Below are 12859 nucleotides of genomic sequence, written 5' to 3'. Positions count from 1 at the left end.
GAGGGCTGGGCACATGGGGATGATGATTAAAGACAGTACGACACTCGATATTTTGGTGCAGTTGAATAGGCGTTTCGAGGCCGAAGCATTGCCGGAGATGGTCGAGCTGCAGCGCGAGTTCGGAGTTTTTTCCCTGCAGCATGGTTTGCAGCAGTCTTTCGCCTTGCTGGGAATCGTGCCGCAGGATTGGACTGAGCGTCGCCGCTGGTACCGCTTCTTGGAACACCTCAGGACCTATCCGTCGGATCATGATGGCGTGAATGGTCACGACCGTGTCATCCGTGCTTTCAAGGACGACCTCGAATCCGAGAAGCCCTTGCCTGTTTCGATCGTCTGCCATTCGGCAGCGGACGATCCTCGGGTGACGGTTACGCAAGGCCGTCCGGTCGTTTTCTCGCTCGAAACGCACGTGATCGTTTCGATACCGACCACTCCCGGACGGGAGGCGCGTCAGAATCTGGCCGAGGTTGCGCGCACCAGGCGTGTTCAGAAGCGCGGCAAGAAGAAATGAGTGGGACCTCGGGCAGCGTCGTCGGACACGAGGCTCCTTCTGGTGAAGCCATCTGCTCCGACGTCGATGCCTACTACACAGCGTGCGTCGCGCGTCATGGCGCGACGCCGCGCGGCGTCGACTGGTCGTGCGAAGCGACGCAGGGCCTGCGCTTCGTGCAGCTAATGAAGCTATGCGATGCGTCGGCGCCGTTCAGCCTCAACGACATCGGCTGCGGCTATGGCGCGCTGGTGCCGTTTCTTGAATCGCGATTTGCGTCCTGTGAGATTGACTATCTCGGCATCGACCTGTCCCGCGCCATGATCAGCCGGGCGCGGCGCCGCTTCGCCGCCCCCTTGCGGCGCTTCGTCGTCGCTTCGGAGAGCCCGCGCATCGCCGACTATTCGGTCGCCTCCGGCATCATGAACGTCAATGTCGGCTATTCGCGCGACGCCTGGGAAGGCTACATCAAGGCCATGTTGCAGCGCATGTTCGCGACCAGCCGGCGCGGCTTTGCGGTCAATTTCATGCGAGCTGCCGCTGACGAGGAGCAGGACGGCGATCCCGCCAAGGCGCGCCTGTATCGCACGGCGCCGGACGTTTGGGCCGCTTATTGCGACCAGGAATTTGCAGCGGCAGTCGAGATCGCCGGCAACTATGGCATGAAGGAATTCACGCTCCTGGTACGCCGGCCGCCTCACGCCGCTCAGCCGCAGGCGGGGCTCTCGCGCTGATGTCGGCAGCTCCGCCGCCTGCTTCGAAAGCCGGTCACAGCGCTGCCATCGACAGCGCGATCGACGTGCTGATCTCCTCGCAAGGTCACGCCAGTCCCGCGCGGCTCGAACGGGCCTGCGCGCTGCTCCGCAGACGGTCACCGCTGCATTGGGTGGAGCGTGAGGGCGTGCGCCCGTTCTGGGCCGTCATGCGCTACGCCGACATCGTTTCGATCGAGACCCGAAGCAGGGAGTTTGCCGCGGGCCCGCGCACCTATCTTGCCAGCGAGACCGCCGAGGCCGTGCTGCAGCGTGTCACCGGCAAGCCGCAACTCGTGCGCGGCCTGACCGAGATGGATCCGCCGGATCATGGTGTCTATCGGGCCATCATCCAGGCGGCGTTCGCGCCGCCGGCCTTGCGCGCGATGGAAACCTGGCTGGCACAATGGGCAGCCGAGATCGTCGACCGGGTTGCCGCGCACGGGGACGCATGCGATTTCGCTGTTGACGTGGCGCTGCCCTTCACCTTCCGGGTGATCGGCCGCATGCTGGGCACGCCGGAGGCCGACGATGCCCGGCTTGCGCGGCTGGCCCAGGCCTTCGTGGGCGCCGAGGATCCGAAGCGCCGTCTGGCCGAGTCGCCGGGCGATACGATGCGGACGGCCATGCTGGCGCTGCGCGATTATTTCGAAGCCGTCGTGGCCGATCGGCGCGCCCAGCCGCGCGACGATCTCGCCAGCCTGATTGCGCATGCCGCGCCGCATGGCGCAGCGATGCCGCATTACGAGCTGATCTCCTACTTCATCCTGCTGGTCACGGCGGGCCACGATACGACGGCGCTCGCATTGGCCGGCGGCCTGGCGGCGCTGCTTGCAGCGCCCGAGCAGATGGCGCGGCTGCGGGCCGAGCCCGAGCTGCTCGATCCGGCGATCGAGGAAATGCTGCGCTGGACCTCGCCGGTGCGGCACTTCATGCGCACCGCGGTCCGCGACACCGAGGTCGCGGGGCAGCGCATTCGCGAAGGCGATGCGCTGGCCTTGTTCTTCCATTCGGCGAACCGCGACGAGGCCGTGTTCGAGGATGCCGGCGCGTTCCGGATCGATCGCAGTCCGAACCCGCACATCGCCTTCGGCCGTGGCCCGCACATCTGCATGGGACTGCAGCTGGCGCGGATGCAGATGCGGGCGCTATTTGCGGAGCTGCTGCGCCGGACCGACCGGATCGAACTGGCCGGGCGGGTGCGCCGGGTGCGGTCGCCCTTCATGAGCGGCGTCTCCAGCCTCCCTGTTCGCATGAGCTTTCGCGCGCTGCGCAAGGAGGCGGCTGCATAGGCTGACCGAGCCTCATCGCCGCGCCTTGAAGAACTCCTTGAGCATCTGCGCCGCCTGTTGCTCGCCCACGGCCGAATAGACCTCCGGCGCGTGATGGCAGGTCGGCGCAGTGAAGAAGCGCACACCCGACTCGACCGCACCGCCCTTCGGATCGGCGGCCCCATAATACAGCCGTCGGATGCGCGCGAAGGAGATCGCGCCAGCGCACATCGTGCAGGGCTCGAGCGTGACGTAGAGGTCGCAATCGACCAGCCGCTCGCTGCCGACGACCTGGGCCGCCTGCCGCAGTGCCAGGATCTCGGCATGCGCGGTCGGGTCGCGGTCGGTCAAAGTGCGGTTGGCGGCGGTGGCGATCACCGCGTTGTTCCGCACCACGACGCAGCCGATCGGCACCTCGCCGGAAAGTGCGGCCGATTCGGCCGCTTTCAGCGCCAAATCCATGAAAGAAGGGCCGTTCATGGCTCGTCACGCCCGCCCAAGTCTGCTACTGGATCGCCCTTCAGCACAACCGGACCCCGATTTCCTGCGTGACATGCGCTGCTTCAGAAGCGCGCGGTTCACGCCTCGTCCTGCACCTCGAAGTGAGACCTTCATGCCCCGCACCACCGACAAAGACAACGATTCCCGCGGCCGCCGCGGCGGCGCCCCGCGGGGGCGGTCCGAGGGCGGCAAGGGACGCTCGGGCGCCGCACGCGGGCCGGAGAAGAAGTTCGCCAAGCGCGGCTTCGGCGACAAGGAAGCGGGTGGCCGGGGCAAGCGCGCCTTCGACGAGGGCCGCGCGCCGCGCCGCCGCGACGAGGGCGATGCGCCGCGCAAATCCTTTGGCGACAAGCCACGGTTCAACCGCGATGAGCGGCCGCGTGGCGATCGGCCCTATGCCGCTCGCCCGGCGAGGGACGGCGATGGCGAGAAGCGCGCCTTCAAGCCGCGGGGTGACCGGCCCAAATTCGATCGGGACGAGCGGGGCGGCGAGAAGCGTCCCTATACGCCGCGCACTGGTCGCGACGAGGCTCGTCCTGCCGGGCGATCGTCCGAGCGCAAGTTCGGCGAGCGCAAGCCCTACGCCGCGCGCGAGCGTGACGGTGACAAGCGGCCCTATACGCCGCGCGGCGAAGGCGCCCGCGATCGCAGCGACCGGCCGCGGGCGGAGCGCAGCTTTGGCGACCGTCCGTCGCGCAGCGGCGATCGGCCGGAGCGCAAGTTCGGCGGCGAAAGGAAGTTTTCCCGCGGTGCTGATGGCGATCGTGGCGAACGCAAGTTCGGGGCCGGACCGCGTGGTCCGCGCAAGGAATTTGGCGATCGTCCGGCCCGTGGCGAGAGCAAGCCGTGGCAGAAGCGCGGCGCGGAGGGAGATCGTCCGGAGCGCAGTGCGCGTCCGCCGCGAGAAGGCGGGCGCAGCTTTGACCGGCCGCGCACCGAGCGCAGCCGTGAGGATCGTCCCAAGTTCGACAAGCCGAAGTTCGACAGGCCGAAATTCGATCGTCCGCGTGATCGCGGCGACGACCGTGGCTTCGACAAGCCGCGTCGCCGTCCCGAGGGCCGCACCGATTGGCAGGAGCATCCGCGCAGCGAGCGCCGCGGCGGCGAAGGCTTCTCCGAGCGGCCGCGCCGCGACAACGAGGACGACAGCAAGGTCTTCGCCAAGCGCCCGGCGTTCGGCGGCCGCGGCGCCTATCGCGAGCGCAAGCCGGAGACGGACAAGCGCAGCCCCCGCGTCGCGGTCGAGCCGGCCGCGCCGAAGAAGGCGGGCGAGCGCATCGCCAAGGTGCTGGCGCGCGCAGGGCTGGCCTCGCGGCGCGACGCCGAGGAGATGGTCACGCAGGGCCGCGTGACGGTGAATGGCCGCATCATCAACTCGCCGGCGCTCGACGTCACCGAGAATGACGTCATCCAAGTCGACGGCGCGCCGCTGCCGGAGCGCGAGCGCACGCGGCTGTTCCTCTATCACAAGCCGCGCGGGCTGATGACGACGCACAGCGACCCGGAGGGGCGACCGACGGTATTCGACAATTTGCCCGAGGGCCTGCCGCGGCTGATCTCGATCGGCCGGCTCGACTTCAACACCGAGGGCCTGCTGCTGCTCACGAATGACGGCGGGCTGGCGCGCGTGCTCGAATTGCCGGACACCGGCTGGACGCGGCGTTATCGCGTTCGCGCCCATGGCGAGATCACGCAGGCGCAGCTCGATCAGCTCGCCGCAGGCGTCGAGGTCGACGGCGTCAAATACGGACCGATCGAAGCCACGCTCGAACGCGACCAGGGTGCGAACGTCTGGCTCGTGGTTGCGATCCGCGAGGGCAAGAACCGCGAGGTGCGCAACGTGCTCGCTCATCTCGGCCTCGAGGTGAACCGCCTGATCCGCGTCTCCTACGGCCCATTCCAGCTTTTGGAGCTGCCCGAGGGCGAGGTGCAGGAGGTCAAGACGCGAGTTCTGCGCGAGCAGCTCGGCGAGAAGGTCATCGCGCAATCGGGCGCCGATCTCGGTCCAGCCGGCAAGGGCAATCGCGAGCCGTTGCCGGATCCGAAGCCCAAGCCGAAGCGCGAGGTGGTCGCCGATCGCAAGGGCCGCCGCGTGCTGGTCCAGCGTACCGGCAGCGACGAGGCGCGCGAGCGCCACGAGGCCGAGGCGCGCTTTTCTGGCCCGCCACGGCGGCCGAAGCGCGGCTATCACGGCAAGCGCGATATCACGCCGCAGGACGAGTAGGGCGTTGCGATGCGTGTCGTCGGTGGACGGCTGAGAGGCCGCAACATCGCTTCGCCTGCGTCGCGCGAGATTCGGCCGACGCAGGATCGGCTGCGCGAGGCGCTGTTCAACATCCTCGTCCACGCCTACGACGATCCGATCGCCGGCGCGCGCGTGCTCGACCTGTTTGCCGGCACCGGCGCGCTCGGCATCGAGGCTGTCTCGCGCGGTGCGGCGTTCACGCTGTTCGTCGACAACGGCGCCGAGGCAAGGGCGCTGCTGCGCAACAATGTCGAGGCGCTCGGCCTCGGCGGTGTCACCAAGGTCTACCGCCGCGATGCCACCGATCTCGGTCCTGCGCATCCGGTCGAGCCGTTCTCGCTGGTGTTCCTCGACCCGCCCTATGGCAAGGGCCTGGCGGAGAAGGCGCTGGCCTCGTTGCGCGACGGCGGCTGGCTGACGCCATCGGCGCTGCTGGTCGTCGAGGAAGCCAAGGCCGCGTTCAAGGTGCCTGAAGGCTTCACCGAGCTCGAGCGCCGCACTTATGACGACACGGAGTTCGTATTTTTGCGCAGCGCGTGATCCTTGCTCACTGTCGCCCCTGCGAACGCAGGGGCCCATAACCATAGGATCGGGTTGGGACGCGCGACGCTCGCGACGGCGTACTCGCCCATCACTTCTGCTGCGGCGTATGGGTCCCGGGTCGGCGCCGTCGGACAACGCTGCGCGTTGCCGGTGGCTTGCCCGGGACGACAGCCAGTTTGTCGCTCTCGTCGTGCTCCAATTCGTGGCCGCTATCTCCTCCCGAACAGCTTCTCGACGTCGGCGAGCTTGAGCTCGACGTAGGTCGGGCGGCCGTGGTTGCATTGGCCGGAGTTGGGCGTGTCCTCCATCTCGCGGAGCAGCGCGTTCATTTCCTCCGGCTTGAGGCGGCGGCCGGCGCGGACGGAGCCGTGGCAGGCCATGGTGGCGGCGACGTGCATCAGGCGGCGCTCGAGCGGCAGCGCCTCACCCCATTCCTCCATATGCTCGGCGAGATCGCGCAGCAGCGCGGATGCGTTGATCTTGCCGAGCAGCGACGGGGTCTCGCGCACGGCAACGGCGCCGGGGCCGAAGGATTCAATCGCGAGCCCGAATGAGGCGAGCTCGTCGGAGCGCGCGAGCAGCGCCTCGACTGTGGCTTCATCGAGCTCGACGATGTCGGGGATCAGCAGGATCTGCCGCTGCACGCCATGCGCGGCGAGCGAGGCCTTTAGCCGCTCATAGACGATGCGCTCATGCGCGGCGTGCTGGTCGACGATGACAAGGCCGTCGCGGGTCTGCGCCACGATGTAGGTGTCGTGGATCTGGGTACGCGCGGCGCCGAGCGGGCGGTCGAGCAGGTCGGGCGCGGCCGGCTGCTCATGCAGCCGCAGATCGGCGCGCGGCGTGCCGACGTCGAATGCGGACTGCGTCGACTCGGCGAGACCAAATGATGTGGCAGCGGGCGAGGGCGCGGCTGATGGGAACGAGCCGCCGAAGTGCGGCATCACGGGCGCCGACGGCGAGCGTTGCCAATCCCAATTGGCAGGCCGCGGCTGCGGCGCGAACGCCGGGCGGAACGCGGCGATGGTCGCGCCACCGTCATTGGCTGCGGTGCGGCGGCCCTCGCGGGCGAGGCCTTCCTTCAGCGCGTGAATGATCAGCGCGCGCACGAGGCCGGCATTGCGGAAGCGCACCTCGGTCTTGGCCGGATGCACGTTGGCGTCGACCTCGCGCGGGTCGAGCGTCACGAACAGCGCTACGACGGGATGGCGGTCGCGCGGCAGATAGTCGGCATAGGCTGCGCGCACCGCGCCGATGATCAGCTTGTCGCGTACCGGGCGGCCGTTGACGAACAGATACTGCCCGAGCGCATTGGCCCGCGTCAGCGCCGGCGCCGCGGCGAAGCCTTCGATCATCACATGATCGCGCTCACTGCGCACGGCGATCGCATGGCTACGGAAGTCGGCGCCGAGAATGTCGCCAAGCCGCGTCAGCTGGCCCGGCGCGCCGGGCAGCGCGGCCGCCCAGGTCACCGGCGCGCGCTCCTCGCCGGCCAGCGTAAACGCAATATCGGGCCGCGCCATCGCCAGCCGCCGCACCACCTCGCGGATCGCCTCGGCCTCGGTGCGGTCGGTCTTGAGGAACTTCAGCCGGGCCGGCGTGGCGTGGAACAGATCGGCGACCTCGACGCGGGTGCCCTGGTTGAGCGCGGCCGGCACGATCGGAGACTTGTCGCCACAGTCGATCGCGAGCGCCCAGGCATGCGGCTCGCTCTTGTGCCGCGTCGTGATCGACAGCCGCGCCACCGAGCCGATCGAGGGCAGCGCCTCGCCGCGGAACCCGAGGGTGCGGATCTGCAGCAGGTCCTCGTCGTCGAGCTTCGATGTCGCGTGGCGCTCGACCGCGAGCGCAAGATCGGCCGCAGTCATACCGCCACCGTCGTCGGTGATCGCGATCTTTCGCCGGCCGCCGCCATCGGTGAAGATGTCGATGCGGCTCGCGCCGGCATCGATCGCATTCTCGACCAGCTCCTTGACCACGCTCGCCGGCCGCTCGACCACCTCGCCGGCGGCGATGCGGTTGACGATCTGTTCGGGAAGCTGGCGGACGGGCATGGTGCGGCTCGGAACGTTGATGCGACGCCGCTGTCGCGGCGCCACTTGTGTTGCCGGGAGAATAGCGTTTTTCACGCAGTGCGGCAGACGAATGCGGCGTTCTCCAACGGGATTGTGAGGCGGGCGGGGCCAGTATATCGTTTCGCAAAAATAACGATCAGCCGGAGGAAGCCCATGTGCCATCTGTTCGCACACCAGCCTCAGCGCGACTATGCATCGCAGACCCGCTCGTTGCGGATCGGCGGCCATAGCACCTCGATCCGGCTCGAAATGGCGTTCTGGGACACGCTCGAGGAGATCGCCGCCAAGGAGGGCATGAGCCTCGCCAAGTTCGTGACCACGCTCTACGCCGAGGTGCTCGATCATCACGGCGAGGTGAAGAATTTTGCGTCGCTGTTGAGGTGCTCCTGTCTGATCTACCGGGCCAAGGCGACCGCGGCGCTGCCGGATTTTCCCGCGGCCGCGATCATGGACGCGGCAGAGTAGCCGCACGCCGGCTCTGTCGTCTCCCTCCCCCGCCTGCGGGGGAGGGCGGGGTGGGGGCGCCACATCAGTAGTCCCGCCGGAGCGTTCCCCCACCCGCATCGCATCTTTGATGCGATGCGACCTCCCCCGCAAGCGGGGGAGGCGCTGACCGAGTGTGGAGCGCCAAGTGTGCCCCATCGCACGACCTTGTCCCTCAGATCTCCTTCTTCTGCATCGCTCCCGCAATGTAGTCGGCCTGCCGGATCGCCAGTGCCACGATGGTCAGCGTCGGATTGCACGCCGCGCCCGTGGTGAACTGGCTGCCGTCGGAGACGAACAGGTTCTTGATATCGTGCGTCTGGCCGAACTTGTTGACGACGCCGTCCTTGGCCTTCTCGCTCATCCGGTTGGTGCCGAGATTGTGGGTCGAGGGATAGGGCGTGGTCGGGTAGGTCACGGTTGCGCCGACCGCCTCGTAGATCGCCGAGCCCTGCTTGTAGGCGTGGGCGCGCATCGCGACGTCGTTGGGATGATCGTCGAAATGCACTGACGCCACCGGCATGCCGAACTTGTCCTTGGCGGCCGGATCGAGCGTGATGCGGTTGGTCTCCTGCGGCATGTCCTCGCCGACCAGCCACATGCCGGCCATGCGCGGATAGGTCTCCATCGCGGCGGTGAAGCTGCGGCCCCAGGCGCCGGGATTGAGGAACGCCGCCATGAACGGCAGGCCGAGCGACAAGGTCTCCATCTCGTAGCCGCCGACGAAGCCGCGCTTCGGATTGAATGCCGCCTCGTCGCGGACGATGCCGGCCATCGTGGTGCCGCGATACATGTGCACGGGATTTTCGAACGTCGCATAGACGCTGCCGGTCATGTGCCGCATGTAGTTGCGGCCGACTTGGCCGGAGGAGTTGGCGAGACCATCCGGGAACAAATTGGAGGCGCTGTTGAGCAGCAGCCGCGGGCTCTCGATCGAATTGCCGGCGACGGCGACGATACGGGCCTTCTGCAACTGCATCTTGCCCTGGCTGTCGGCATAGACCACGCCGGTCACCTTGCCGGAGGCGTCATGCTCGATCTTGATCGCCATGCTGCCCGGCCGCACCTCGAGATTGCCGGTGGCCTCGCCCTTCGGGATCTCGGTGTACAAGGTCGACCATTTCGCACCGGACTTGCAGCCCTGGAAGCAGAAGCCGATCTGCTGGCAGGCGCCGCGGCCGTCGCGCGGCTGCGAGTTGATCGCCATGTTGCCGGTGTGCACGGTCTTGTAGCCGATCTTCCGGGCACCGGCCTCGAGCACCTTGAAATTGTTGTTGCCGGGCAGGCCGGGAATGTCGTTGGTGCGGGTGACGCCCATCTTGAACTCGGCCTTGGCGTACCACGGCTCCATCTCGGCCAAGGTCACCGGCCAGTCCAAGAGGCTCGTGCCGGGCACTCCGCCATAGGTGGTGCGCGCCTTGAACTCGTGCTCGTCGAAGCGCAGCGAGGCGCCGGCCCAGTGCACGGTCGAGCCGCCGACCGCCTTGACGATCCAGGCCGGCAAATTGGCAAAGTCCTTTGCCACCCGCCAGGTGCCGGACGTGGTGCGCATGTCGGTCCAGGCGAGCTGGGTGAAGCTTTCCCATTCGTCGTTGATGAAGTCGGGAATCTCGTAGCGATTGCCGGCTTCGAGAATGACGACCTTGATGCCCTTCTGCGCGAGCTCGTTGCCGAGCGTGCCGCCGCCGGCGCCCGAGCCGATGATGACGACGACGCTCGAATCGTTCTGATCGAATTTTGCCATGGTGGTTTCCTCCGTGTTCTCTGTTGTTCGCCGGCGTCAGGCTTTCGGCAGCCAGTCGATGTCGGAGAAGCCACGGTTGATGTAGCCGCCATGCTCGGCGGAGGAGCCCTCGTAGCCGAATTTCGGCCAGAGCTCCTTCTGATTGTAGAGCGAAACGACGAGGTCGCCGCGGATGGTCTTGAAGAAGGTCGTCTGCTCGATCCCTTGCAGCAGCGCGACGCGATCGACCTCCCACGGCACCTGCGCATACGGCACCTTGTGGCGGTCGCGCGCATCCTGGTCGAGCCGGGCGATGCCGTCATTGATCATCGCCTTCACGGCGGCATCCTCGGCGGCCTTGCCGTCCCACGGCTTGACCGCTGTGATGTAGTAGCGGTCGGCGAGGAAGTCGTGCGGGTAGATGTCGCGCGCGACCTTCACCAGCGTCTTCAGGGTCGCCGGCGTCAGCGCCTTGGCGTCCTCGGCCCAGGCGTCGGTGACGCCGAGGCCTGTCGCGGAGGCGACGGCCGCGGCCGGCACGGTCGCGGCCGCGCCCTTGAGAAAGACGCGGCGGTCGTATTTGTTGCGGCGATCGACTTCTCTCATGGGTATCCTCCGTGTGATTTTGTTGATGTATGGTCGTAGTTCAGCGGCTTCAGCCGAAGCGGCCGCCGCGCTGGATCACCTCGATCTTGTAGCCGTCGGGATCGGTGACGAAGAAGAAGCGCGCGAGCGTCGCACCATTGTGCTTGAAATCGCGCAAGGGGCCTGGCGCCAGGTTCTCGCGCTCGAAGCGGGCATGCTCGGCATCGAGATCGTCGACCACGACAGCGAGATGGCCGTAGCCGTCGCCGAGCGTATAGGGCTCCTTGCGGTCGAAGTTGACGGTCAGCTCGACCTCGAACGGCGATGACGGATGGCGCAGATAGATCAGCGCGAAGCCGTCGAAGCGCAGATTATCGGCGATCTCCAAGCCAAAGGCGCGCGTGTAGAAGTCGAGCGCCTTGGCCTCGTCGAGCACGCGGATCATGGAATGAACGGGTTTTGCCATCTCAATTGTCCTTCAAATAGGTGATGATCGCGGCGCGCAATTCGGGCTTGACCTGGCGATAGGCCATCACGGCGCCGGGGATCAGCTCTTGCGGATTGGTCAGCCATGCGTCGAGCTTGGCTTCGTCCCAACTGAAGTCGGCCTTGGCGAAGCCGGCCGAGTAGCGGAAGCCGTCGATCGATCCGGCGCGGCGGCCGACGATCTTCGATAGCGGCGGTCCCTGTCGCATCGGTTCGCCGCTGCTTAGCGTGTGGCAGACGCCGCATTGCTGCTTGAACAGGGTGGCGCCGTCGGCCGGCTTGGGTGCGGGCAGCGCCATCTGCGCCGAGGCGATCGTGGTGCTCAGCACCGCGCCAACGAATGACCCGCACAGAAGAGGCGCATATCGCGCCGCACGCCGTCCCGACATTGGTCCTCGCTCTCAATTTTTTCTGAGCGTAGGTCGCGGTCGGAGCGTCGTGGTAGTAGCCGGCTGTTTCAGTGAGAACAAAGCATGCGCAGGTGTTTGCGGTGCGCAAGGTGCGTCAGCAATGCAGACTCATCGTCATGGGGCGTCGTGCGGTGTGGTGGGGACGGGCGTGGTGCGATCTTATCTTCTGCCTCAGCACCAGCGTCATTCCGGGGCAAGGCCGCAGGCCTTGAACCCGGAATCGCGCGTTTGGCTGGCGCTCATTCCCACCCATCTCGGGATTCCGGGCTCAATCGTCGATGCGCGGCGGCGCATCGACGATTGCCCCGGAATGACGGTGGGTGTGATGCAGCCCAACTAATCGTCGAAGCGACGCCCGCCGCGTCCCGCTTTGACGTCGCTGCGGATCTTCTTGCCTTCGAGCCGGCGCTGCTTCGAGCCGAAGGTCGGCTTGGTCGGGCGCCGCACCTTCGGCCTGATCATCGCCTCCTTCAACAGCGCCAGCAGGCGGTCGATCGCGTCGGCCTTGTTGCGCTCCTGAGTCCGAAAGCGCTCGGCCTGGATCACGATGACGCCGTTCTTGGTCATGCGCTGGCCGGCCAGCCGCGCCAGCCGTGCCGCGGCATCCTCGGGCAGCGTGATCCGGGTCGTGTCGAAGCGCAGCTGCGCCGAGGTCGACAGCTTGTTGACGTTCTGGCCGCCGGGCCCGGAGGCGCGGACGAACGAGATCTCGATGTCGTTCTCGTCGATGGCAAGGTCGCGGGAGATCCGCAGCATGGGGCACCAGGTGGAATCGAGGCTTTCGCGCGCACCATAGCGGGTTTAGGGCCGGTGTGCGCGGGTTCACACCATTGCGTCGCGGGTTGGCCAGGGGCCGGTGCGAAACCCTCCACTGTCATCCCGGCGAACGCCGGGATCCATAACCCCAGGGAGAAGTTTGAGGCAGGCTGGTCGTTGACACCTCCCGCATCACGTCGGCCGCGGAGTGTGGGTCCCGGATCGGCGCAGCGCCGCGCTGGCGCGCGTCGCCGCTTGTCCGGGACGACAGCGGTGGGGGTGGCGGATTCACGGCTCAAACAGCAGGTGTCGATCAGCTCAGCCATGACGCTGCGTTCTCGCGGCATCTCATGCCCGAGGTCTGCGATCAGTTCGTCCCTCTTGAAAGTGCAGAGGGCGCGGGGAATGCCGGGCGCTGGCCGCACCCATGGCCCGCCTGCGAAAAAAATGCAGGCGGCAGGTACCACAGATCCTATGGGGCGGCGGGTGGTCAAGAAGGGTTAGGATTGGATTTCCGAACCATCCGGCCCTCGGAGGAT

General features: G+C 67.1%; 13 protein-coding genes. 6 read left to right on the top strand and 7 right to left on the bottom strand.

Features of this window, described 5'->3' with window-relative positions:
• Positions 1-13: 13 nt before the first annotated feature.
• Genes QX132_RS06860 through QX132_RS06850 form a run of 3 tightly spaced genes read left to right on the top strand, consistent with a single transcriptional unit; the run spans position 14 to position 2534 of the window.
• Positions 14-511, top strand: a complete 498-nt coding sequence (locus QX132_RS06860; protein WP_315754702.1) for a hypothetical protein — start codon at positions 14-16, stop codon at positions 509-511.
• Positions 508-1224 carry a class I SAM-dependent methyltransferase gene (locus tag QX132_RS06855; RefSeq protein ID WP_316160533.1) on the top strand — a complete coding sequence of 239 codons (717 nt, stop codon included), beginning with the start codon at positions 508-510 and terminating at the stop codon, positions 1222-1224. The genes QX132_RS06860 and QX132_RS06855 overlap by 4 nt, the downstream gene beginning before the upstream one ends.
• Complete coding sequence (locus QX132_RS06850) at positions 1224-2534, top strand: cytochrome P450 (RefSeq protein WP_316160532.1); 1311 nt, start codon at positions 1224-1226, stop codon at positions 2532-2534. Before QX132_RS06855 ends, QX132_RS06850 begins: the two co-directional genes overlap by 1 nt.
• 12 nt (positions 2535-2546) lie before the next feature.
• Here QX132_RS06850 and QX132_RS06845 read toward each other — a convergent pair whose 3' ends face one another.
• A complete protein-coding gene (locus QX132_RS06845) occupies positions 2547-2993 on the bottom strand; it encodes a nucleoside deaminase (protein WP_315771265.1) in 447 nt (148 codons plus the stop codon).
• A 133-nt stretch (positions 2994-3126) separates the two neighbouring features.
• On the opposite strand from QX132_RS06845, the gene QX132_RS06840 reads away from it, so the two are divergent.
• On the top strand, positions 3127-5238 hold the full coding sequence (locus QX132_RS06840; RefSeq protein WP_316160530.1) for a pseudouridine synthase: 2112 nt from the start codon (positions 3127-3129) through the stop codon (positions 5236-5238).
• 9 nt (positions 5239-5247) lie between these two features.
• The gene (gene rsmD / locus QX132_RS06835; protein WP_316160528.1) at positions 5248-5799 is read left to right on the top strand and encodes a 16S rRNA (guanine(966)-N(2))-methyltransferase RsmD; all 552 of its coding nucleotides are present in this window, start codon (positions 5248-5250) and stop codon (positions 5797-5799) included.
• A 212-nt stretch (positions 5800-6011) separates the two neighbouring features.
• On the opposite strand, the gene mutL is transcribed toward rsmD, so the two are convergent.
• A complete protein-coding gene (gene mutL / locus QX132_RS06830) occupies positions 6012-7856 on the bottom strand; it encodes a DNA mismatch repair endonuclease MutL (RefSeq protein ID WP_316160527.1) in 1845 nt (614 codons plus the stop codon).
• Between the two features lie 174 nt (positions 7857-8030).
• Between mutL and QX132_RS06825 the strand changes: the two genes are divergently transcribed.
• The gene (locus QX132_RS06825; protein WP_315754714.1) at positions 8031-8342 is read left to right on the top strand and encodes a ribbon-helix-helix domain-containing protein; all 312 of its coding nucleotides are present in this window, start codon (positions 8031-8033) and stop codon (positions 8340-8342) included.
• 193 nt (positions 8343-8535) lie between these two features.
• On the opposite strand, the gene QX132_RS06820 is transcribed toward QX132_RS06825, so the two are convergent.
• From QX132_RS06820 to arfB, 5 genes are all read right to left on the bottom strand, one after another.
• Positions 8536-10104, bottom strand: coding sequence for a GMC family oxidoreductase (locus QX132_RS06820; RefSeq protein WP_316160526.1), 1569 nt, complete (start codon positions 10102-10104; stop codon positions 8536-8538).
• A gap of 36 nt (positions 10105-10140) precedes the next feature.
• Positions 10141-10689: a gluconate 2-dehydrogenase subunit 3 family protein gene (locus QX132_RS06815; protein WP_316160525.1), complete on the bottom strand. Its 549-nt coding sequence runs from the start codon at positions 10687-10689 to the stop codon at positions 10141-10143.
• A 49-nt stretch (positions 10690-10738) separates the two neighbouring features.
• Complete coding sequence (locus QX132_RS06810) at positions 10739-11134, bottom strand: VOC family protein (protein ID WP_315754721.1); 396 nt, start codon at positions 11132-11134, stop codon at positions 10739-10741.
• Position 11135: 1 nt separating this feature from the next.
• The gene (locus QX132_RS06805; RefSeq protein WP_316160781.1) at positions 11136-11453 is read right to left on the bottom strand and encodes a c-type cytochrome; all 318 of its coding nucleotides are present in this window, start codon (positions 11451-11453) and stop codon (positions 11136-11138) included.
• 447 nt (positions 11454-11900) lie between these two features.
• Positions 11901-12320, bottom strand: a complete 420-nt coding sequence (arfB, locus tag QX132_RS06800) for an alternative ribosome rescue aminoacyl-tRNA hydrolase ArfB (protein WP_315777980.1) — start codon at positions 12318-12320, stop codon at positions 11901-11903.
• Positions 12321-12859: the final 539 nt, after the last annotated feature.

The sequence above is a fragment of the Bradyrhizobium sp. SZCCHNRI20481 genome, assembly GCF_032485055.1.
In the GTDB taxonomy this organism is placed as follows: domain Bacteria; phylum Pseudomonadota; class Alphaproteobacteria; order Rhizobiales; family Xanthobacteraceae; genus Bradyrhizobium.
This window is presented reverse-complemented; position numbering and strand designations above follow the sequence as displayed.